This is a genomic window from Anaerocolumna sedimenticola (assembly GCF_009931695.1).
Classification (GTDB): Bacteria; Bacillota; Clostridia; order Lachnospirales; family Lachnospiraceae; genus Anaerocolumna; species Anaerocolumna sedimenticola.
Genome location: NZ_CP048000.1, coordinates 4,808,343 through 4,830,343 on the forward strand (window position 1 = coordinate 4,808,343; position 22,001 = coordinate 4,830,343).

At 36.0% G+C, this 22,001-nt stretch carries 18 protein-coding genes and 1 pseudogene; 5 read left to right on the plus strand and 14 right to left on the minus strand.

Going from position 1 to position 22,001, the window contains the following annotated elements; all coding sequences use genetic code 11:
* Positions 1–154 precede the first annotated feature (154 nt).
* Positions 155–541: pseudogene (locus tag Ana3638_RS21445) on the minus strand (peptidoglycan-binding domain-containing protein); the annotation flags it as partial.
* A 20-nt stretch (positions 542–561) separates the two neighbouring features.
* Complete coding sequence (locus Ana3638_RS21450; RefSeq protein ID WP_161839856.1) at positions 562–918, minus strand: hypothetical protein; 357 nt, start codon at positions 916–918, stop codon at positions 562–564.
* A 627-nt stretch (positions 919–1,545) separates the two neighbouring features.
* Between Ana3638_RS21450 and Ana3638_RS21455 the strand changes: the two genes are divergently transcribed.
* On the plus strand, positions 1,546–1,833 hold the full coding sequence (locus Ana3638_RS21455) for a hypothetical protein (RefSeq protein ID WP_161839857.1): 288 nt from the start codon (positions 1,546–1,548) through the stop codon (positions 1,831–1,833).
* Here Ana3638_RS21455 and Ana3638_RS21460 read toward each other — a convergent pair.
* Positions 1,830–2,012, minus strand: a complete 183-nt coding sequence (locus tag Ana3638_RS21460) for a hypothetical protein (protein WP_161839858.1) — start codon at positions 2,010–2,012, stop codon at positions 1,830–1,832. The two genes, Ana3638_RS21455 and Ana3638_RS21460, sit on opposite strands and share 4 nt — an antisense overlap.
* A gap of 370 nt (positions 2,013–2,382) precedes the next feature.
* On the opposite strand from Ana3638_RS21460, the gene Ana3638_RS21465 reads away from it, so the two are divergent.
* Complete coding sequence (locus tag Ana3638_RS21465; RefSeq protein ID WP_161839859.1) at positions 2,383–3,831, plus strand: recombinase family protein; 1,449 nt, start codon at positions 2,383–2,385, stop codon at positions 3,829–3,831.
* Between the two features lie 20 nt (positions 3,832–3,851).
* Here Ana3638_RS21465 and Ana3638_RS21470 read toward each other — a convergent pair whose 3' ends face one another.
* From Ana3638_RS21470 to Ana3638_RS21500, 7 genes are all read right to left on the minus strand, one after another.
* Positions 3,852–4,832: a carboxypeptidase-like regulatory domain-containing protein gene (locus Ana3638_RS21470; protein WP_161839860.1), complete on the minus strand. Its 981-nt coding sequence runs from the start codon at positions 4,830–4,832 to the stop codon at positions 3,852–3,854.
* A 155-nt stretch (positions 4,833–4,987) separates the two neighbouring features.
* Complete coding sequence (locus Ana3638_RS21475; protein WP_161839861.1) at positions 4,988–5,887, minus strand: polysaccharide deacetylase family protein; 900 nt, start codon at positions 5,885–5,887, stop codon at positions 4,988–4,990.
* Positions 5,888–6,189: 302 nt separating this feature from the next.
* The gene (locus Ana3638_RS21480; protein WP_161839862.1) at positions 6,190–7,002 is read right to left on the minus strand and encodes an ABC transporter ATP-binding protein; all 813 of its coding nucleotides are present in this window, start codon (positions 7,000–7,002) and stop codon (positions 6,190–6,192) included.
* Positions 6,995–8,002: an ABC transporter ATP-binding protein gene (locus Ana3638_RS21485; RefSeq protein ID WP_161839863.1), complete on the minus strand. Its 1,008-nt coding sequence runs from the start codon at positions 8,000–8,002 to the stop codon at positions 6,995–6,997. The genes Ana3638_RS21480 and Ana3638_RS21485 overlap by 8 nt, the downstream gene beginning before the upstream one ends.
* A gap of 14 nt (positions 8,003–8,016) precedes the next feature.
* Positions 8,017–9,270, minus strand: coding sequence for an ABC transporter permease (locus tag Ana3638_RS21490; protein ID WP_161839864.1), 1,254 nt, complete (start codon positions 9,268–9,270; stop codon positions 8,017–8,019).
* Positions 9,271–9,295: 25 nt separating this feature from the next.
* Entirely contained in the window at positions 9,296–10,300 is a 1,005-nt protein-coding gene (locus tag Ana3638_RS21495) for an ABC transporter permease (protein WP_161839865.1), read from the minus strand.
* 157 nt (positions 10,301–10,457) lie between these two features.
* On the minus strand, positions 10,458–12,350 hold the full coding sequence (locus Ana3638_RS21500; protein ID WP_161839866.1) for an ABC transporter substrate-binding protein: 1,893 nt from the start codon (positions 12,348–12,350) through the stop codon (positions 10,458–10,460).
* Positions 12,351–12,676: 326 nt separating this feature from the next.
* Between Ana3638_RS21500 and Ana3638_RS21505 the strand changes: the two genes are divergently transcribed.
* The 3 genes from Ana3638_RS21505 (at position 12,677) to Ana3638_RS21515 (ending at position 15,876) form a co-directional block, all read left to right on the plus strand.
* On the plus strand, positions 12,677–13,321 hold the full coding sequence (locus Ana3638_RS21505; RefSeq protein ID WP_161839867.1) for a cupin domain-containing protein: 645 nt from the start codon (positions 12,677–12,679) through the stop codon (positions 13,319–13,321).
* A gap of 11 nt (positions 13,322–13,332) precedes the next feature.
* Positions 13,333–15,177, plus strand: a complete 1,845-nt coding sequence (locus tag Ana3638_RS21510; protein ID WP_161839868.1) for a GH39 family glycosyl hydrolase — start codon at positions 13,333–13,335, stop codon at positions 15,175–15,177.
* A 147-nt stretch (positions 15,178–15,324) separates the two neighbouring features.
* Positions 15,325–15,876 carry a DUF3877 family protein gene (locus Ana3638_RS21515; RefSeq protein WP_161839869.1) on the plus strand — a complete coding sequence of 184 codons (552 nt, stop codon included), beginning with the start codon at positions 15,325–15,327 and terminating at the stop codon, positions 15,874–15,876.
* Between the two features lie 197 nt (positions 15,877–16,073).
* On the opposite strand, the gene Ana3638_RS21520 is transcribed toward Ana3638_RS21515, so the two are convergent.
* The 4 genes from Ana3638_RS21520 to Ana3638_RS21535 form a co-directional block, all read right to left on the minus strand.
* Positions 16,074–18,224, minus strand: coding sequence for a methyl-accepting chemotaxis protein (locus tag Ana3638_RS21520; RefSeq protein WP_161839870.1), 2,151 nt, complete (start codon positions 18,222–18,224; stop codon positions 16,074–16,076).
* A gap of 274 nt (positions 18,225–18,498) precedes the next feature.
* Positions 18,499–19,053: an RNA 2',3'-cyclic phosphodiesterase gene (gene thpR, locus Ana3638_RS21525; RefSeq protein ID WP_161839871.1), complete on the minus strand. Its 555-nt coding sequence runs from the start codon at positions 19,051–19,053 to the stop codon at positions 18,499–18,501.
* Between the two features lie 85 nt (positions 19,054–19,138).
* Complete coding sequence (locus Ana3638_RS21530) at positions 19,139–19,828, minus strand: MgtC/SapB family protein (protein WP_161839872.1); 690 nt, start codon at positions 19,826–19,828, stop codon at positions 19,139–19,141.
* A gap of 386 nt (positions 19,829–20,214) precedes the next feature.
* On the minus strand, positions 20,215–21,987 hold the full coding sequence (locus Ana3638_RS21535) for an APC family permease (protein WP_246240475.1): 1,773 nt from the start codon (positions 21,985–21,987) through the stop codon (positions 20,215–20,217).
* Between the last annotated feature and the right edge of the window lie 14 nt (positions 21,988–22,001).

Genomic DNA, 22,001 nt, shown 5'->3' on the forward strand with positions numbered 1-22,001 from the left:
CTTTTGTGTAAGTAAAAAGAGCTTAATCACTTTAAGATTTAATAAAATCTTAAAGCCTTAAGCCCTTTTCATTGAGGTTATATTTGATATATCAGCTCTTGCCACTTCAACTTATACATTGATCAAAGGATTCATTGTACTTATAAAATCTATTTTATAACTCTGCTATTCTGGTTACGGCTACATATATCTCAGAGATTCTATACCAGGTAGGGAAATCTACAATCCCGTTTGCCGGTAAACCAAATGTCTGTTGAAAAGCACTGACAGCATTGGCGGTTTGCTGGCCATATACTCCATCAACGGCAATTTTCGGTATTACGGTATAAACATCAGAAACGGCATTTAATTGTTCCTGAATCATTCTTACACTGTCGCCCCTGGACCCGATTGTCAGATTGGAACCCGGCCAGGATGCGGGTACTCCTGCTACTTCATTTGCCGAATTAATATACATATTCGATCCATAGAAATTGCGGATTATCTGAATGGCAGTAAGACCTTGGTCTCCCAATTCTTTAGAACCCCATTGGGTCATCCATATAGCAACAGGGTATAAATTTATTCCTCTTTGTTTTTATCTTCTGCATTATCATCTATGCTGCTTTTTAATAATTTTTCCGTGTTATCCATAATGATATCTTTTATCTTGCCTGCAGCATCCGGTTCTATTTTCCTTAGCAGCTGAATCTGATGGTCTGATTTCGCCATATTGTAATACAATGCTTTTGCTACGCCATAACCTCCCCAACCGGCAAGACAGACCTGATAGAGTTCTCCGGTATCAATCCCGAATCCCTGCATCAAAAATAATGCTACCGTCATTGCCCAGCATTCAAACCTCGAATATTCCAAGAGTTTTTTACTAAAGGGCAGGAAATTCGAATTTGATATCTTTCTTTTTGACCTTTTAAACATATAGCACCTGTTTTTATATTTATATTTAACAATATTATCGTACTAATTTATTTAGTACTACTAATATATTTAGTACGTTTATTATATTTAGTACTTCTATCATATTTGGTACTACTATCATATTTGGTACTTCTATCATATTTAATACTTCTATTATACTTAGTACTTCTATTATACTTAATACTTCTATTATACTTAATACTTCTATTATACTTAGTACTTCTATTATACTTAGTGCTACAGATATACTTTTATTTTATATGCGATGCTGTCTGAAAGGATTATAGTTTTATATAAGATGCTTTCAGGCGGTATTTCAGCTTTTAATTTCTAAACATCCGTTAATAAATCTTAACAGTTCCTTCACAAATTCATAAAACTATGTACATAAATGAACGCTATAATAAATTCATAGCATTAATAAAGCTTAATAATTTTTTTCATAAACATGGCCAGTAGGAATACCTACTGGCCACTCCTCTGTCATTATCTATTTTTTACGTGAATATTAATCTTTTCGTTAAAGCAGAAAGCAGAAATACTTTACCTAGTTTTCCTTGTCTTCCTCCTATAATTCCCATTGATATTAGAACATATGTTTACTATAATTCTTGTGAGGTGATGATTATGCCATTCTTTGAAACCACTACTATTAGTACTATAATTGATTATTCAAAATGCCAGCCCATATCCGTGATTGCGGCTTTCAACCGCGAAGGTAAAATTATGCCGGTATATATCAGCCTGACAGACTTATATGGGAATATCTGCAAGGTGAAGATTGACGGTGTAACATTCACCAAAGATGGAAGTGGTTTTACAACTTACTGCTGCTTGTATACCACGGGCAGATCTCGGAAACAAGTTAACCTGACCTATTTCATTAACCAGCATTTATGGGTATTAGAAAATTAATGATTCATTTCCGACTGCTTCCCATTTATCTCAGAAGTAGGAATGTATCCCATAGCTCTTAATGCTTTATCATTAAGAGCAGTTCCTATCTTTCTCTTCTTTTCCTCCGTAAAGGAATCCCAAGGTTCATATTGATTTTCTATATTGATATAAATATTTACTTTCAGTTCCTGTTTCATACTTTACACTCACCTCATATCGCAGGCAGGCCTGCGATACTGCCACAATCAAAAAGGAGTGAAAGAATCACATCGCGGCATCCTTTCCTTATCCAATATTTTCTTTCACACTACCGTCTCTGTTACAAATCTATGAAAATCGGTTTGTACATATTTCTGATCTGAGAATTTTTCCACCTTTTTTCAAATATAATTAGGTAATTGGTGTCAAAAGCCATACAAATAATTAACATTCGTCAATTTGCACATCTACACCTCTGCATAGCGGGATGTCTCCTATAGTTTGATGAGCATCTATAGGAAGTCGTTGGTACTTAGGTTTTACACCCTAATCCTATTCAAATATAATAATAAAGAGGAGCTGGTAAATATGCAGACCGCAGCACTCTATATTCGGGTAAGTACTGAGGATCAGGCAGAATTCTCACCGGATGCCCAAAAAAGATTATTATTAGAGTATGCAAACCGCAATAATATATTGGTCTGTCAGGAATATATCTTTGTCGATGAGGGTATTTCCGGCAGAAAAGCAGAAAAACGGCCCGGATTTATGAATATGATAGCAACCGCCAAAAAGAAACCCAAACCTTTTGATATCATATTGGTTCACCGCTTTGACCGGTTCAGCCGTTCCAGGGAAGACAGCATAGTATACAAATCATTGCTGAAACAAGAATGTAATATTAAAGTAATATCCATAACGGAGCAGCTTGAAGACGACAAATTCAGTGTAATATTAGAAGCTATGCTTGAGGCAATGGCGGAATATTATTCCTTAAATCTTGCGGATGAAGTAATGAAAGGTATGACAGAAAAAGCTTTAAGAGGCGGTTACCAGGCAAATCCGCCTCTTGGTTATAAAATACTTCATACAGGCGGACTTCCGGTTATTGTTCCCGAAGAAGCAGAAATTATTAAACTTATTTTTCATAAATACGTTGATGCTGACATGACTGATTATCAAATAGCTAAATATTTAAACTCTTTGGGTTATAAGACAAAACAGAAAAAAGATTTTGAACGGAGATCCATCGATTATATCCTGAAAAACCCTATATATAAAGGATATATCCGTTGGAATCACCTTCATGGTGCCTCCAAAACCCTTAAGGAAAAATCAGAATGGATTATGGTCAAAGGCCGCCATGAACCGATTATCACGGAGGAATTATTTGAGAAAGCACAGAAAAAAAAACGATTGGCAGATCCATTACCCAGAAAAGCAAGGCCGTCCGCCGAATATAAGCATTGGTTGACCGGAGTAATAAAATGCAGTAACTGCGGCCGGAGTTTGACAGTTACAAAAAGGAAAAATTCCAGATTTCTGCAATTTTGCTGCAGCGGATACACCAAAGGCAAATGTCCTGTATGCAACAGTATCTCGGAAAACAAGCTGTTACCCGTTGTTATGGAAACCCTGGAAAAAGTACTTTATTCTGTAAAAACTGATTACTGTATCAACGAATCAGAGTCGTCTGTATGCAATACTGAATTATTAAAACTGCAGCTTAATAAGTTACATGAAAAAGAAAATAGAATAAAAAAAGCGTACATAGATGGAATTGATTCTTTGGATGAATATAAAAGAAATAAAACAGCTATACAAAAGGAATACCGGTTAATTAAAGATCAATTGGAATATAAAAATGAATGTGATCCAGATAATACAGGAAAAAAATTGAACTGTTTGGATACTGTTTATACTGTGATATCTTCGGATGCTTTTGATGATTTGGCGAAAAATAAAGCCTTACGCACCATTATCGATCAAGTAGTGTATAATAAAAAAGACGGAAGTTTAAATTTTTATTTTAAGTAACAGCTGCCGCTACCCTGTTACTATACGGTCATCCATCCGGGGCAGGTAACATTTCGTCCGTCACAATACTGTGTTAAAATAGGCTGCCTTACATTTGGTCTGGATAGAAAGTTATTAAAAATCTGATCAACTGCTAAACCGATATTAGTAAAAATATTTCTTCCTCTCATCCATTTATGGTCAAATGCGGTAGAGGATGTAATAGTAAAATTAAAACCCTGATTCCTGTACCATTCCGTAAAAACCCTATTTAAAGTAAAAGACATGATAGCTAAAACATTGGCTGTAATGGTTTCATCCGGCCAGGTTGCATAAATTTCACTGGAAGCAACATTTTTAATATAATCCCTGTAACGCACATAGTAATTAGCGGCCGATGTATCCGTAGGAGGTCCGTCATGCACGATAACGAATTCCGGCACAACAACAGAAGCTAAAACGATTTCACCGGTTTCTGCGGTTGGTTTAATCTCTGCTTCAGCAATTTTGGGAGGAAAGTCACCAAATAAGGTATGAGGAGGTATGACGAAAACTTGCGCTTCTTGTGTACTTTCCGGTGCTGGTTGCATTTCAACCTGCTGCAATGCTGTTACTCCTCCTAATAGCTGAGCTCCGTCAACTTCTATACTTTGAAATCCCGGTGCTGTTACGTTCACGGTATACTGCGAATAGGGCTGTTCTGTTACTGCCGGATCCAAACTATATTCAACAGGCGGTGTAGCTAATTCAATCTCCTCCGTACGACCTAAATCATTTGTTGTCACTTCTTCTGCGGTAGAAGTAGGATCAGCGGTATATGCGATTCTTACTGTTGCATTTGGTACAGGCCTGAATCCTTCCCGGGTTACACAGTTCACCTGCAGTCTGCCAAGGGACTGGGTTTCCATTTGTGCAGGATAAATTCTTCTCCAGTCATACCCATAAGAAAGTCCGGGGGATTGGCTTAAATTCGGATATGAAAATGATTTGGAAGTATCCATATAATAATCTCTAATATTCATATTTTTCCCATTCCTGCGTACGTTTTTTGCATACATGAAGTTTGTGTAAAGCTTTGCAGACACATACTTTTGCACCCATCACGTTCGCAATATTGTCACTTTCAATATATGCTTTAGTGAATAAGAAAGTGATAGTTACGGTTCAGCTTATGGGCTTAAAAACCAAACTGGTACGGCTCTCTATGATCTAAAGTATCAAAATCATATCCCTTCTCTTTGATGGATTCCAATATATCCGGAAGAGTTTTTGCCGTTAACCGATTAACGGATGAGTCATGCATAAGGATAATGGGATTATCAAATTGGTCTAAATCTTTTAATACATTCTGTTTTATCCGGTATTCCGAGGGATTACCGACGGAATCTTCTGCACTTACATTCCAATCATAATATGTAAAACCCCGGCGCTTCATTTCAGCAATTAATTCATTCCGGATATTTTTATTATAAGTATTATAACTGCCCCAGGGGAAACGGAAGATGTTAACCTTTACCCCTGTCGTTTCATATATCAAAAGATAATCCTTATAAAAATCATCCAGAAATGCTTCCACGGAAGAATATATATTTTTATAATTGTGGGAATAGGTATGGATACCAATGGTATGCCCCTGTTCCACCATTTCTTTCAGACATTCTTCTCCTTCCCCGGTAATGGTACATCCTAACACAAAAAAAGTAGCTTTCGTATTATGTTCATTCAAAGTTTCTAAAATATCGCTAGTAATATAACTAGGCCCGTCATCAAAAGATAGATAAGCTATCTTTTTTTCCTCTAAATAGATAACCGGTTTGATACTTTCCACATACATATCCGGATAAAGCTCCATATAACTTTTTTTTTGATCGTCACTTAATACTTTTTCTTTTGCCATCGCATTTTCTTTCCTTACCACTGCTTGTAATTCGGAATTAGTGTTCCATACCGTTACTGTCTCGTTCTCCCGTTTATGTATTGATAAATCGGTACCTATCTTAGTATTAATAATACATAATCTAAGCATTAAAACTATCAATATTCCAAACATCACAATTTTATATTTTTTTGTTTTCATTTTTTACCTTATTCAATATTCGGCCCAAAGTTTATATAGGTTATCAGGGCTGCTTAGATTTTTTATATAATAATATGCCGGAATCATAAAACCATTCATAATTACAAGCCATCGCAAGTAATACGAATTTCCTTTATAGAATCCTTTATAACGGAAACAGGCCTGATCCTGTAAATAATTTTACAGAATCAGACCTGCCTGAAAGGTTAGCTTATGTTATTTTCCTAATAAGGATAAAAACATACATATTAATTCTTAAGAGCCAAAGCGGTATTCTTAGAGCCGCTACGCTGCTTATCTGGTTAGACAGTTGACAAATCCCATTCCTCATAAATCTTAGGTACGTCATTGATTAACCTCTTGGTATAATCTGCCTTCGGATGGAGAATTACATCATCAGCTGTTCCTTTTTCTACAAATACTCCATGTTCCATTATATAAACAGAATCAGATACATAATATGCAAGACCAATATCATGTGTAATAAAAATAATGGTCATATTTATCTCTTCACGTAACTTTAATAACATATCCAGTATGGTTGCTCGGGAACAGGCATCAATCATAGAGGTCGGCTCATCCGCTATTAATATCTGCGGTTTTAATAAAAAGATTCTCGCTATCATTAATCTCTGCATCTGCCCGCCGGATAATTCAAATGGATACTTTTTGGTTAATTCAGCAAATTTCAGATTAACAAAACTGCAGGCTTCTGTCATTAATTCAACTTTTTTATCATAAGGTAAATCTTTTTGTCCCCTCATATTAATACAATCTAGTAATAAGGTATCAATACGGTTAAAGACATTAAAGGAGGAAAAAGGATCCTGAAAGATAGCCTGTATTCCCTTCCAATAGGCTCTCTTTTTACGTGTAGAGCGAATATCCCTAAGTTTACCGTTATAATATATTTCACCTGAAGTTACACTATGTAACCCTAATAACATCTTTGCCAAGGTAGTCTTACCGCTGCCGCTTTCGCCAACAATCGATATGATTTCTCCTTTATGGAAATCAAAATCAACTTTATTTACGGCAACGGTTTTCTTATCACCAAAACCATATACTTTTGTAACACCTCTGCCGCTTAAGAAAACTTCATCGGATTTAGCCATGATTCTCAACCTCCTTCAACTGATTCTGATTAAGAATACAACGATACATACGACCGTCATCCATATGCATTTCCTCTATGCTTTGCACTTTACATGCTGGTTGTGCATACTTACAACGTTCTGCAAACCGACAGCCTGCCGGTGGTTTTTTCAGATTCGGAGGTGTTCCCGGGATAGCCGTTAATTTTACATCCCTGGTACCGGCTTCGGGAACAATAATGGATCCCATAAGGCCTTTCGAATAAGGATGGAGCGGATCAAATACCATCTCTTTAGCAGTACCTTTTTCTACTATCTGTCCTGCATACATAACCATAATATCATCCGTAACATTATAAAGTAACGGAAGCTCATGGGTTATGAATATCATGGATTTGATAAACCCTTTTACCATTAAATCACGCATCATCTTAATAACCATCTTTTGAGATGTTACGTCTAAAGCTGAGGAGGGTTCATCTGCAATTAAAACCTTTGGTGATAATATGGTTGAGATCGCAATAACCGTACGCTGCTTCATACCGCCTGACAATTCAACGGCATGTTTTTGTAATACTTCTTTGGGTAAATTTAAAACTTCAAACCTTTCCCTTGCCAAATCATAAATCATATTCTTAGGCATCTTAGGATCATGGGCATGTATAACATCTTCAATAAAATTAATAATTTTCTGAGTTGGGTTTAATGCATTCATAGCAGCCTGAGGAATATAAGAGATTTCTGTACCAAGTACGGTTTTTCGAACCTGATCCGGTGTCATCTCTGAAATATTCTTTCCGTCTACTATAATACTTCCCTCCATATAATGGAGCGGTGCAAAATAATAACCCATAAGACTTAATGCCAGGGTCGATTTACCACATCCGGATTCCCCGGCAATACCAATTGATTTACCCTCTTCCAGCTTTAAGGATACGCCGTCAACTGCATAAACACTTTCATTAAATCTTGTAACGTATTTCGTTTTTAAATTATTTACTTCCAGCATTATCTTTCCCATATTCAATTCCCCCCTTAATCTCTTAACTGTGGGTTGAATACTTGATCTAAGCCGGTATTCATTAAGTTAAGTGAAAATGATATTAGTGCTATGGAAAGTACAACAGGAATAAATGCCCACCATGCAGATGACAGCGGTGCCTGGAACTGCATCGCCCAGTTCATCATAAGTCCTAACGTTGCCACCTTATTTGTACTTGGTCCTAAACCAATCATGGATAATTGTGCTTCGGAAAGAATACCGGAAGCAATTTGAAGAATATAGGCCATAACAACATAGGATGCTACGTAAGGAAGAATATCCGTTAAGATAATTCTTGGTAAGCTGTGGCCGGAAAGTTTGGAGAGATTAACATGATCTCTGTTTCTTAAGGAAATCGTCTGTGCCCTTACAGACCTGCAGGTCCAAGGCCACGAAGTCAATCCAATAACTACCGCCACCAGCATGGCTCCTCTACCTGCCTGGCCTAAACTGGATGCTATTAATATTAATATAATAAAGGATGGGATAACGGTGAACATGTTCGTGACAAACGTGATAATATTATCAACCAGTCCTCCCACATAACCGGCTAACAGACCAAGTGTCAAACCAATTGCTGTTGCTACAGTACCTGCCAGTAACCCAATCTTTAATGAGGTTTTAATTGCTGCAACAAGTTCGGTAAGAACATCTCTGCCGAAGTTATCGGTTCCGAGCGGGAAAGTCACCTGATTTGGTATATCCTTTACATTAACAAAAGCTTGTGTTCCAAGTACTGCGACTTCTTCCAGTTCTCCAGTTTCTGCGTTTTTCTGGGAAACTACATATCCCTGAGAATTAAGAACATTTTCAATCTTATCATACAATCTTACATATTGATTTTTTACTGCTTTTGTGGCGCCTTCCATTTTGACTTCTTTATCATAATATTTCAGCCATAATTCAATAATATCATAAGCTTCTTTTGCAGCATTTACCTCTTCCGGTTTTACGGTAGGACAGTATTTTAATAACCAGTCCTTCATTAACTGCTGCTCTTCCGTTGATGCTGCTTTAGCCAGCTTATCAGCTATAACATCTTTATTGATTTTATAGGAATTCGTATCTACGGCATCCGTAACACTTACATAGGTTCCGGGTTTATAAAACAAACCGCCTACCATTTCCAACGGATTTTTTGTAACCAGCAGCGGGTAAATGGTAATCAATAAAAGGATTGCAGCAAAGATAACAAATCCGGCAACAAATTTCTGTGACTTAAATATTAATTGTAATTGATGTTTCATTTCGCACCTCTTTTCCTTTCACCTTTTACTCCTGCTGTGCCGCTTTAATTCTAGGATCAATTAAACCATACAGAATTTCTACAACAAGATTCGCTAACAGAACACCTACGGTAATAATTAATGTGCAGCCGGATATTACCGGATAGTCCTGACCGGTAACAGCATTTAACATTCTGGTACCAAGCCCTGGATAACTGAATATCATTTCGGCTACTAACGCTCCCCCTACCATGGTTCCAAGGGAAAGTGCAAGTCCTGTTATCTGTGGAAGCATAGCATTACGAAATACATATTTTACAATTACTTTATCTTTAATTCCTAAAAATCGGCTATATTTTACATAGTCCGCATTTAACTCATAAATAGACATAGATCTCATACCAATGGCCTGACCACCTATGGTAATTAATACAATGGACCAGAATGGCATCTGATAATGTCTGATAACGGATAGTATAAAATTAATATTCATAGAAGGAATTAAGTCAAATCCGTATCCGCCGCTGGTCGGAAACCAGTTCAGGTAAATACCGAATATAAACAACAGAATAATAGCCATACCAAATGCAGGTACATTACTGATAAATAAGAAAATAGGGAAAATAACTTTATCAAAAGAACCTTTGATATAGGCAGCAACTGCTCCTAATAAATTACCAAGAAACCACCCTACTAAGATAGCCGGAAGCTGCAGTGCAACCGTCCATCCGATTGCGGAGCCAATCAGATTGGATACTTCCCTTGGAAAATACGCAAAAGAAATCCCCATATCCCCTTTGAATAAATTAGATATATATAATATGAACTGTTCAGGAAGGGATTTATCCAACCCGAACATTCTAGAATAATCTTCGTAAACCTTTTGAATCGCATTCGCATCTGTCATTCCGGTTACTGCTTTACTTGCAATTGTAGCTACCGGGTTCCCCGGCGTTAAACGGGGCAATAAGAAATTAAGAATAACTGCAATTACTAAAGTCAATAAATACCAAGCGATTTTGCTGGAAAAATACTTTGCATAACCTTTCAAATCAAACACCTCGTTTCATTGGTTGGAGTCTCTTAAAACTATGATATATCGTTTTAAGGGGTTCCATTCTGTCATAACATAAATCAGCGGTCATGAATTTACTTTATTTTCATTTCAAATCATGACCGCCAGAAGCAATCTCTAATTAACTTTTATATTATTTCACTAAAGTCAGGTTATAAAGTCCTGCTATACCATAACCATCAGTAAGAACGGTAGGAGGTACATTAGTACCATCGTCAGCCTGAGGGAATCCGGTCCATACGGATTCGTTTACGGTATGGAACAGACCTGGACGATACATTAATGCGAAAGCCGGTACATCTGTTAAATAAATCTTATTTAATTGGGTATATAATGCTTTTAATTTAGCCTGGTCAGTTTCAGTTGGAATCTGTTCAATAATCTTATCAGCTTCCGGATTGCTGTAACGTCCGAAATTCCAGTCTGCATTCTGACCTTCTTTTGCAGGTGTAGAATACATTGTCTGATAGCAACGGGTCCAAGGGTTGGAAATACTTGCTCCGGGATAGGAGTTCATAATTACATCAAAATTACCTGTTAAACGGTTGGTGGTCCACTCTGCAGCAGTGGTCCAAAGGGTTGTTACATCCAAACCGATTGCCTGGCCTGCAGCAGCAACCATTTCAAGAGCTGAGTTCCAGTCAGTCCAGCCGGACGGGCACTGTACGGTAAATGCAATGTTCTTGCCGTCATATTCACGGATTCCATCACCATCCGCATCTTTAATACCGGCTTTGTCTAATAAAGCTTTTGCTTCATCAATTTGTTTACCTTTCCATTGTAAATCTTTCAATTGAGCTTCATCAATTAAAGCACGTTCCGGATCGGTCGGATTCATAAGTGCCGGAGGTGCATCACTCATTAAAGGAGTATATCCGCTCATAGCGGTTGTAGCAATCTGTTCATAATCGGTAGCCATAGCTAGAGCTTTTCTGACTGCCGCCTGATCAAGACCCGGTTTTGTTACATTAAAGATCGCGGTAGGAAGTGTAACGCAAGCATAATATGGTGCATCATCAAGATAGGTGGAAACTGGTTTTCCGTCTTCCCACATCTTCCAAACTTCTGACATAAACTGCTGTGATACGTCAACTTCACCTTTTTCAAATGCAACAGCACCTGCATTGTTATCGATAAAGATGTTATGTGCTAAGTATTTAGGTGCAGGAAGTTTGCCCCACATAGAAGCGTCCTGGCCCCAATAATTGTCGTCTCTGACAACAACAACTTTTGTTTCATCATCATAATATGGTTTGTAAGGACCGGAAGCGATCAGGTTTTCATTTTTAGCGGTTTTGATTTTATCTGCATCATTACCGTTATCTGCTTCCAGTTTGGACATCTGCGCTTTGTTAACAATAAATACTTTCGGGAATACTTCAAGTACTTTCAGAGGATTATAATTTTCGCTGCTTGCAGTGAAAACTACTGTCTGAGGATCAACTGCTTTCACGGAATCAATATATGGTGCAAACTGAGAACCTTGAGCTGTATTCAGTCTCTTATGAGCATCAAAAGTATATACAACGTCATCCGCAGTAACCGGTGTTCCGTCACTCCATTTAGCAGCCGGTTTTAACTTAACGGTAAATTCTTTATCTTTTTGTTCATAACTGTCTGCTAACAGACCGTATAATTTACCATCATTCTGATTATACATAAATAATGTTTCATAAACCATTACTCTGGCGTCATCATTTTGTTCAATCCACCAGTTGTTGGAGTTACTGGAGAATGGGTTGTAGTCATTGATAGCGCCCCATTGCTGACCTGAAAAATAAAGGGTTTCTTCTCTTGGAAGAGAAGCTGCTACTGTAGCTGCATCCTGTGATTCTGTTGTTGCTGCTTCAGTTGGTTCCGGGGTTGGTTCCTCCGTAGGTTCCGGAGTTGTTGCCTCTACCGTTGGAGTTGTTGTTGCTTCACCGGATGTATCGGCAGTGTCATTCTTCTTACACCCGGCCAGTAATGACGTAACTACTAAAGTCAATACTAATAAAAGAGCTGTTAAATGTTTCCTTCTTTTCATTTTTTACCTCCCGTATTTAAATATGATTTGAAGTTAGAAAATTTTACATTTGTAAAGCTTTCTATTTACATATCTTAATATATATTGTAGAATAAATCCATGCTGATTTATATTTATTTTGTTAATATTTTATACATGATTTAGCTATATTTGTAAATTAACTTAATATTTCAATTAAATTAACACAAATATTATACATGCTTTTGTTTATATTTAATAAAGATTTTCCCTTTTTAATTTTTTTATGGTTTTTTACTTAAATAAATCATTATTAACCTAATAATTTATCTATAATGCATAAAACAGTCAGATAGGGGGACTAAATAATGTACAAACATGAAATAATTGAATATTTGAAAGATGTTCCAATCAGAGTCAATATCCAAAGGATGGAAAACACAACCAGGCATTGGCATGGAAGTATTGAAATTTATCTGGTTCTAAGCGGTGACATAACAGTAATACTGGAATCAGAAACATTTCATTTAATTGAAGATGATATCCTGTTAATTAACAGCAATCAGTTACACGAAATACATAGCAATGATAATGTTGTCGCTGTTTTACAGATAAAACACAGCTATTTTAAACAGTGGATAAACGAGTCCACTTTTTTTGAAGTAAATTCTTCTATTTATCATAACAAATCAAGATTTCTGGAATTAAAGCGAACAATCGCAAGATTAATCTATTTAAATTATAATAATACCGATTGCGATGATTTATTATGTATCTCACATTCTTATCAACTGCTTCATGAACTGGTAAAAAACTTTAAATGCTGCGATACAAAAATTGCCGGTAAAAAATCCAAAAATCTAAAGAGATTAAAAGGAATCATTGAATACTTAAATGATAACTATACGGAAAACATTACATTAAATACGGTTGCGGAAAGGGAATATTTATCAGCATCCTATCTTTCACACTTTTTTGAGAAAAATATGGGTGTCAGTTTCTTTAATTTTTAACAGGAATCCGAATGAATCATGCAGTATATGATTTGTTAAATACCAATCTTACAATAGAACAGATAGCGGCAAACAACGGATTTGCCAACAGCAGATATTTTGTAAGCTGTTTTAAAAAAGAATACGGATTGTTACCGAAACAGTATCAGAAAGAACATAGGAAAGAAGCGGATATTAATACGGTAAAAGCACAAAAAATCAACGACTACCTGTTAATCGAACAGCATGATTATCTGAATAAGCTGGGAGAATATCTGGGAAGCGGAAATGCAATAAAAAAAGAAAAAACAAATTCTTCTTCCTTATATAATATAATTAATGTAAATGTGTCAAATTTGAAATGCAGCCTGTTACATACCTTTAAAACATTTACCGGTGTTGGCCGTGCCAAAGAGATTCTTATGCAGCGGGTACAGTACGAACTCATTACCCTTCAAAAAGAAATTGGTTTCCAATATATTAAATTCCATGGTATTTTGGATGATTCCATGATGTTATATAATGAAGATAAATTTGGAAATCCCTACCTTAGTTTTACCTATGTGGATGAAGTTCTTGATTTTTTGCTTTCAATCGGATTTAAACCCCTGATCGAGTTCTCTTTTATGCCCAAACTTCTTGCAAAAAATCCTGAATGCACCCTTTTTTATAATCCCGTTATATTAAGCGAACCAAACAGCTATACAAAATGGGCTTTTCTAATAACTGAACTTACCAAACATTTTATTAGGCGGTATGGTTTATCAGAGGTGCGGACCTGGCTTTTCTCGTTTTGGAATACACCTTTTAAATCCTATCTTTTCGCTTTTGACAGTAATGAAATAGCATATGACTTATATCGAATAACCAGAAATTGCGTAAAAGAATGCGATCCTCATCTTCTGTTTGGCAACCCCTCCTATGGGTCAATTAACTTTACCTGCTCTGAATTTTATGATTTTCTGGATTATTGTAAGTTGAATAATTGTTATCCTGATTTTTACAATATCCATTGTTATCCGGTTAAGACATCCACCACAAAGGATCTTGCTACCTTAGGAGAGTCTTACCGAGACAATGAAAATGATAAAATTATCTTGTCGGATGATCCGGATTATGTTGCCCATACCATTGCGTGTATCAAGAAAAAGATGACCGGTTATCCAAAACTTCCGACTTATATAACAGAATGGGCTTCCACTTCCTCCCACAGGGATTGGCTTAATGATACCTGTTATCGCTCCTCTTACATTATAAAAAATATATTGGAGAACTACGATGCCATGGATAGCTTCGGTAATTGGTGTTTATCCGATACCCTTGAAGAATTACCTTTGTCTAACGATGAGTTTCATGGAGAATTAGGCCTGTTTACCTTAAACGGTATAAAGAAGCCTGCTTATTATGCATTTATCTTCTTAAATAAATTATTAGATACCTTGATTGATAAAGGGGATGGTTATTTTGTAACTACTGACCAGAAAGGGAACTATGCAATTATTTTCTATAATTACTCCCACATTTCACCGCTGTATGCACAGGGTGTTTTATTTAATGTTACGTTTATAGAAAGGTATAATGCTATCATTGACGCTAATCCACTGGAATTCGATTTAGTCCTGACCCAGATTGAAAATGGTGATTATACCCTTACAGAGCAGATTGTAAACCGTGATTATGGCAGTGCTTTTGATGAATGGGTGAGGATGGGTGCTCTCCCACTCACATCAGATGAAGAGATAAACACTTTAAAAGGTCGCTCCATGCCGAAAATAAATAAAATGAACGTACAGATAAGTAATAACCTCTTAAATTATTATGCAGATTTAAAACCTCATGAAATAAGATTAGTAACGATTAAAAAACAGCTCTGGTAACACGGCAAACCGTTTACTATGGCTCTGCAGCCCAGCCGTTGACACTTAAATTATTCTATATTACAATAGGTATGACGATTCAGCTACTGCGGTTCTAATCGCTAAAATAAGTTAACATTTAAATAACTTTATACAGGAGTACCCAATATGTCAAACGATGCTGGTTTTATTAATCTGGAAGAAAATATTAAAAGTACTATTTATGAGGGTTTATTAAAATTAGGTTATCAGAACAATGAGAGTTTTAGTATATATTATGACCTGGACCTTTTAAATCATCTGCTTTTGTCCTCATTTGATTCAAACGAAACTTGTCTTAATTATCTGCAGGAATTTAAAACTTTTGCGGAACAGGATCTATTGGATATAGAGATTTCCTTAGAACGTAACCGTTTTAAATTCTCGGTGAACAAAGATGGTATTGAATCTATTTATAAACATGAAAATAACCCGTTTTTAAATGATTTAATTCAAACGGTTAATACCCACTCTTTTCATTTAGAAGATATTCTGGCTATCTTTAAACGTTATTCCGATGAGTATATCTGTGAAGAGATAGATAACGACGAATTTCAATATGTACTGTATTTTAAAGACAACAAGATGGATAAATTCAAATACTGTTTCACCTTTGATGAAATGGGCGGATATTATCATCGTTTACTGGATTTTAGTTTTAATAAAATCCTGAATGAATAAATACTGATTTAAACTTTATGAGCAGGGAACAGGATCCGGAATAACAGGACTTCCTCAACCCGAAAATAAGGCCGTACAAAAACATATACTTACTTAACCCTGATCCAGGATATAACCAGTGGTCTCTCAAGTAAATTAATTATGATTTTGGTACGGCCTTTTCTTTTTTATACAACTGGTAATTAATGTAAATTCCATCAAACACGAAAAAGATTAATTGCCTCATTTAATTCTTTTGCATTTTCACCCAGCACTTTTGACGCATCTTCCAGGGCTTTAACAGATGTATTTTGGGTATTTACAGTGTCCTCTACCATATCGGAGTTAGCCAGGGTCTCTTCCGCTATGGCTGAAATACTTTCCACTGCATTTAAGGTTCCTGTTCTGGCACTATCCATATTCTTCATATTCTGGCTGATAACAGTAAGACTTGAAATTAATTTTTCAACTCCGGAATTCATGTTATGGAAAGACTGAATGGTATTTTCCACTATATGATTCTGCTTTTCAACTATGTTCTCAGCTTCCCTTGCCGTAATAACGGTTTCTGAAGTCTGTTTTGTAATTTCTTCAATTACTTTCCTTATCTCATTTGCGGCTTGTACGGACTGCTCGGCAAGTTTTCTTATTTCATCCGCTACTACGGAAAATCCTCTTCCTGCATCCCCTGCCCTTGCAGCCTCTATGGATGCATTTAACGCTAAAAGATTAGTCTGATCCGCTATTTGATTTATAACCTGGATAATCTTGTCGATGGAATAGGATTTCGCTTCCAGGGCTGTTATATTATCCACCACATATTTTGTTATATTATTGGTAGCCTCCGACTGCCTGGATAATTCCTCCATGGTGGTAATTCCCTGGGATATCATATATTTGGTATTATCCGTAACTTTTTCTATCTCACCGAGATTTTCATTAACCGCTGTAATTTTACCCGACAATTCATCCATTTGCATTAAGCAGTTCTGGGAATCCTGGGCCTGGGCCGATATGCCGTTGCCGATTTCATTTATCGCAGTTGAAATATTGCCGCTGGCTGCTGCTATATTCTCCGATGTATGCATTACATTTTGTGCAGAACCCGACACCAGTCCGCTTACATGGGTAACTTTCTGTATTAAGTGTCTCATGTTATTGAGCATTTCCGTAATATTTCCGGCCAGTACGGTAAACTCATCCCTGTGTTTTGACGATACCTGAACAGTTAAATCTCCTTCCGAAATCTGTTTTAAATTATTATTGATGCTCTTTAAGCTTCTTCCTATACCGAACGAAAGATACATACCGATACCTGCGGCAATCAGGCAGGCTATCAGCACCAATATAACGGTTATGCTTTTTATGTCATTTGCCTGCTGCATAAAGCTTGCCTTTGGCACCAGACCGCAAATTGTTACTCCTGTGCCGCCGATTTTACTGTACAGGTATAAATAATCCTCTGATTTATATTTTACATATTTAGAACCAGCGGAAACCTCCGATTTCATACTTTCCTTAAAATATTTTTGCGAATTGAATTGAAAGTCTTTATTTTTATCTGAAATCACGGCAGTTGCAGCCGATTCTTTTTCCTCGTTTTTTTCTGATGCGCCCAAATCTTCTGTTAATATCTCCGAACCCTCCGGAGTCACCAGACCTACAATACTACCTTTACCAAGCTCCAGTTTTCTCAAAAAATTAATGATCTCTTCCCGGCTTACATCGATAATAACCCCGGAATCTTTTGATGGAAACGGACGATAAAGGGAAAAAGCATATTTATCCGTATCTAGACCAAATTTGGAATCAATCAAAGGATGTTTTCCTACCCAATAAAACTCGAGACCAGAATCACTTAAAAATTTACCCTCCTCTGCTTGTGTTAATTCCTTATAAAATCCATCCACAATTTTATTACTGCTGGTTAATACGGGTATACCTGACGGAGTGATGATATGTATATTTTCAATTAGCTGTTCTAAATCCACCTTTTTCATAAGTTCTCTGTCGGTGGATTTTATAAAGATATTTCTCATGGAATCCGTATTATTGGTTACACCCTGGGCATAGTAACCAATATCTTTATCTTCCGTATATTGTAAAGCAATGGAATCAACAGTACTTAATCCGAAATTCATATATTCCGTGGCCATATTAATGGTATTTTTTGTAGCCTGTTCATAATTGGATAACAACCCCTGAGATGCTTTTGTATAGGAAATAAACCCTAAAATAACAATAAATAACACAGGTATCAAAAAACCCAAAATCAGCTTCTGACGAATACCAAACTTATTATGAGGCTTCTTCAAGCCCTTTTCTTTTCTTAATCTTTTTTCCTTTTTCTTTAAATTCATTTTATTCATACAGCAGCATCTCCTTTGTATGGTATATCTCTGATATTTCATAAAAAAATCACGGAAGTATTTCCAAATAAAAAGAGTCCCTGGAAATACCAAAACGGATATCACCATCGACCCTTAACTATATTACACTATTCAACTAAGATTGACAAGTATCTATCTATGAAAATTTTACTATTTTTTTTAAAAATAAAGACTACAATTAATCATTCGACACTAAAAAATATTAATATTCCTATTTCGACAAATCATCAAATTGTGATCTTGATTACTCAAATCATAACAAATTTTTATGGTAAACTTCGGTATAAACCAATCTGCCATTTATCCGTTCTGACTTCATCAATCCGATTTCCTTTACTGTCATAGTCATAGGTGGTATAATTTGTTCAAAATCTTTGATCGTATATCCGTTTTTAAGCACAATACCTCTTCCCAGGGTTAGATGGGGTTTGAATTCCTTATCGTCTACTTTAAACTCAAAAGTTTTAAGTTCTCTGATAAGTTCATTATTTGATTCCGTTAAAACCGGATGTTTTTTAACACCTACCCAGAAGATATCTCCATCCCTTCCCTTAAATCTGCCAAAACCGCCAAATTCTAATTGAAACGCATGAATCTTCCCTTTTTCGACTGCATTATCAATCGCCTCAATCACATGCTCCTTATCTTTTGTTTCTCCAATAAAAGCAAGGGTGAGATGAAAATTTTCCCTGGCAGTGAAATGACCACGGGAAGTATTTTTTTTAAGTATCTCCGTTAACTGAAATAAATTCAATTTTATATCATCCGAAAAATTAATTGCAATAAAAAGCCTTAATAAGTCTTTCACCCGATAATCCTCCGTAATTCTTTATTTTTTAATTGGTTCATATGGTTAATTTAATTTCATTATATTTATTAAATTGTTCCTTGCCTTATATCTCTTCCACAATTACAACATCATCCAGCGTCCCAATCAAAGTAAGTACTTTCATATGGTCGTGTTTTTCTTTTTGCTTGATAGTAACAAAAAGTCCGACCAGCTCTTCCGACGTTCTTGTTTTTATTATCTCCACATTTGTAATTTCCATATTATTATTCCGTACAAAATCAAAAAATTTGCTGATACTTTTTACTGAAACCAATTCCACATACAATTCAATCAATTTTGTTTTAGACATAACAAATGCATCAAACCTGTGAAGCAGCGTCATACTTCCTAAGATGAATATACACCCTATTAATGCTCCTTCATAAAAACCGATTCCGATTGCAAGCCCCATACATGCTGAGGCCCATAAGCCGGCTGCCGTGGTAAGTCCCTTAACCTGTTGTTTGCCTGTTATTAGTATCGTACCTGCTCCTAAAAAACCAATACCGCTGATAACCTGCGCTCCTAATCTGGTCGGGTCCGTGTCGTATTTCATGATTTCAATTATATATTGGTTCGTTATCATAACCAATGCGGAACCGATACAGACTAATATATGCGTACGAAATCCTGCCGGCCTTCTTTTTCTTCCCCTGTCATAACCGATAAGACCGCCGCATATGGCAGCCAGACTTAAACGTATCATGATTGAAAGTGTATTTACATCTCTTAAACTGATTTCAAGTTCTCCCATAACCCTTTCCCTTCTTAGCTTTAACTGATTTATCTTTATTATATGTTAATTTTTAATATGGATTAAGTATCTTTGAACAATAGTTAGCCTTTATTCAACTATCCGAAATAAGTTATATATTTTTATATAAAACCAACTACTGCTGGTAATGATATACATTTTAATCAATTAGGTAAAGAAAGTAAAGCAAGAATTCATTGCAAATGTTTTTATTTGGTAGAAAAATTACGAAAGAATATGGATTTTAGAAGTAAGCGGAATGATTAAAATAGCTGCTGCAGAAATAATAAAGTATTAACTTGTGGCAGAAAATACCTCCACATTTCTGAAGCAAGTTAGTTGTCTTATTATTTTGCAACAGCCTATCATTTTTATAGCGTTAATTTTTATTTTTTACAGAAATGTTTGTCATCCAGCATATAATGGAATGGCAAAATGATTGTTGAGATATTTTTGTGTTTACTTAAATGCTGCATAAAGAAATAAGTTGTCTGATTATGCAAAATATTATCATACCAGTGGGCAGTTATAAATTTAATTATTATAACAGAAATATTCTCCCCATGGTTTAATTCCCGTTCTCTCTGCCACAAATAATCATCCATGGGTTTTATGATGTCACGGTAAGGTGTTTCAATAATTTTAAGTTCAATCGGTATCTCAAGTTCTTCCCATTCCTTTCTGAGTTGCTTTGCATGTTCCGGATGGCGGCATACATGAAGTGCCGTTATATTATTGGAAATGGAATTCGCATAATTAATGGCTTTTAAAAATGGTTTATTAATATCATGAACCATTAAAATACATTGCGTGGATGTCACGGCATCTTTATTGTAATATGGGTTAAATGTTACCAAACGAAGCTGTTCCCCAATCGCCGAATAATGTTTATGGATAAAATACATACCTGTCATGATACTTGGAATAGCAATTGCCAATATCCAGGCACCGTCCATAAATTTTGTTGAGAAAACAATAATGGAAACAACTAAAGTAACCAATGCTCCAAATCCGTTAATCCAACATTTATACTGCCAATTTTTCTCCTTAATCGATAACCATTTTTTAAACATACCATATTGAGCGATGGTAAAAGATATAAAAACACCTACAGAATACAAAGGAATCAAGCTGTGGGTTTCACTTTTAAAACCGATAATCAACAAGGATGCCGCAATAAAAATAAATAATATACCGTTAGAAAAACTAAGTTTTGTACCTCTTGAGGAAAATTGTCTTGGTACATATCCATCGTGGGCAAGAATGTACAACAACTGCGGTAATCCGTTATAGGCAGTATTCGCTGCAAGAATTAAGATCAAAGAAGTAAACACCTGTATGATATAATACATAAAGGTGTTTCCAAATACTGCAGAAGAAATCTGGGATAATACCGTATGTCCTTCTACCGGTGTTACTTGAAGATGAATTGCAAGAATACTGGTACCTCCGAAGATAAAAACAATGATGCCACCTAACATAAACAAGATATGTTTGGCATTTCTTCTGGAGGGTTTTGCGAAGCTTGGAACTGCATTACTGACCGCTTCAACACCGGACATTGCAGAACACCCGGATGAGAATGCTTTCAGCAAGATAAGTATACCAACTCCCTGCATCGTCTCTTCCGGCAGAAGGGGTGCTGAATAAGCTATTGGGTTTAATGTACCTGTAATCAAACGATATAACCCGCATAGTATTAATATTGCCATGGAAATAATAAATATATAAGTCGGTAATCCAAAAACTTTGGATGCTTCCCTTACACCGCGTAAATTAATTAACGTGATGATAGCAACGCATATTAAAGAAATAATTACTTTATAATTATGCCATGACGGAAAGGCGGATACTAAAGCCGCTGTTGAAGATGAAATACTAACTGCAACCGTCATGATATAATCAATAGTCAATGCGGCAGCTGATAATAAGGAAGCTGTCTTGCCAATGTTTTCCTTAGCTACTGCATAAGCACCTCCACCATTCGGATAGTGGTCAATTATTTGTGAATAGGACAATACCAGGATAATTAATAATAATAAAATAGGCAGAATAATATAAGGCAAAGTGCGAAAAGCCAGAAGGCCCATTGCCGGTATCAAAATTAATAGGATTTCTTCGATGGCATATGCTACAGAAGATACGGCGTCGCTTGCCATTATCGGTAATCCCC

Bases quoted from the DNA above. Each gene is read 5' to 3' on its own strand.
- Ana3638_RS21450 (WP_161839856.1), bottom strand. From the start codon at position 918: ATGTTTAAAAGGTCAAAAAGAAAGATATCAAATTCGAATTTCCTGCCC.
- Ana3638_RS21455 (WP_161839857.1), top strand. From the start codon at position 1,546: ATGCCATTCTTTGAAACCACTACTATTAGTACTATAATTGATTATTCA.
- Ana3638_RS21460 (WP_161839858.1), bottom strand. From the start codon at position 2,012: ATGAAACAGGAACTGAAAGTAAATATTTATATCAATATAGAAAATCAA.
- Ana3638_RS21465 (WP_161839859.1), top strand. From the start codon at position 2,383: ATGCAGACCGCAGCACTCTATATTCGGGTAAGTACTGAGGATCAGGCA.
- Ana3638_RS21470 (WP_161839860.1), bottom strand. From the start codon at position 4,832: ATGAATATTAGAGATTATTATATGGATACTTCCAAATCATTTTCATAT.
- Ana3638_RS21475 (WP_161839861.1), bottom strand. From the start codon at position 5,887: ATGAAAACAAAAAAATATAAAATTGTGATGTTTGGAATATTGATAGTT.
- Ana3638_RS21480 (WP_161839862.1), bottom strand. From the start codon at position 7,002: ATGGCTAAATCCGATGAAGTTTTCTTAAGCGGCAGAGGTGTTACAAAA.
- Ana3638_RS21485 (WP_161839863.1), bottom strand. From the start codon at position 8,002: ATGGGAAAGATAATGCTGGAAGTAAATAATTTAAAAACGAAATACGTT.
- Ana3638_RS21490 (WP_161839864.1), bottom strand. From the start codon at position 9,270: ATGAAACATCAATTACAATTAATATTTAAGTCACAGAAATTTGTTGCC.
- Ana3638_RS21500 (WP_161839866.1), bottom strand. From the start codon at position 12,350: ATGAAAAGAAGGAAACATTTAACAGCTCTTTTATTAGTATTGACTTTA.
- Ana3638_RS21505 (WP_161839867.1), top strand. From the start codon at position 12,677: ATGTACAAACATGAAATAATTGAATATTTGAAAGATGTTCCAATCAGA.
- Ana3638_RS21510 (WP_161839868.1), top strand. From the start codon at position 13,333: ATGAATCATGCAGTATATGATTTGTTAAATACCAATCTTACAATAGAA.
- Ana3638_RS21515 (WP_161839869.1), top strand. From the start codon at position 15,325: ATGTCAAACGATGCTGGTTTTATTAATCTGGAAGAAAATATTAAAAGT.
- Ana3638_RS21520 (WP_161839870.1), bottom strand. From the start codon at position 18,224: ATGAATAAAATGAATTTAAAGAAAAAGGAAAAAAGATTAAGAAAAGAA.
- Ana3638_RS21530 (WP_161839872.1), bottom strand. From the start codon at position 19,828: ATGGGAGAACTTGAAATCAGTTTAAGAGATGTAAATACACTTTCAATC.
- Ana3638_RS21535 (WP_246240475.1), bottom strand. From the start codon at position 21,987: ATGGCAAGCGACGCCGTATCTTCTGTAGCATATGCCATCGAAGAAATC.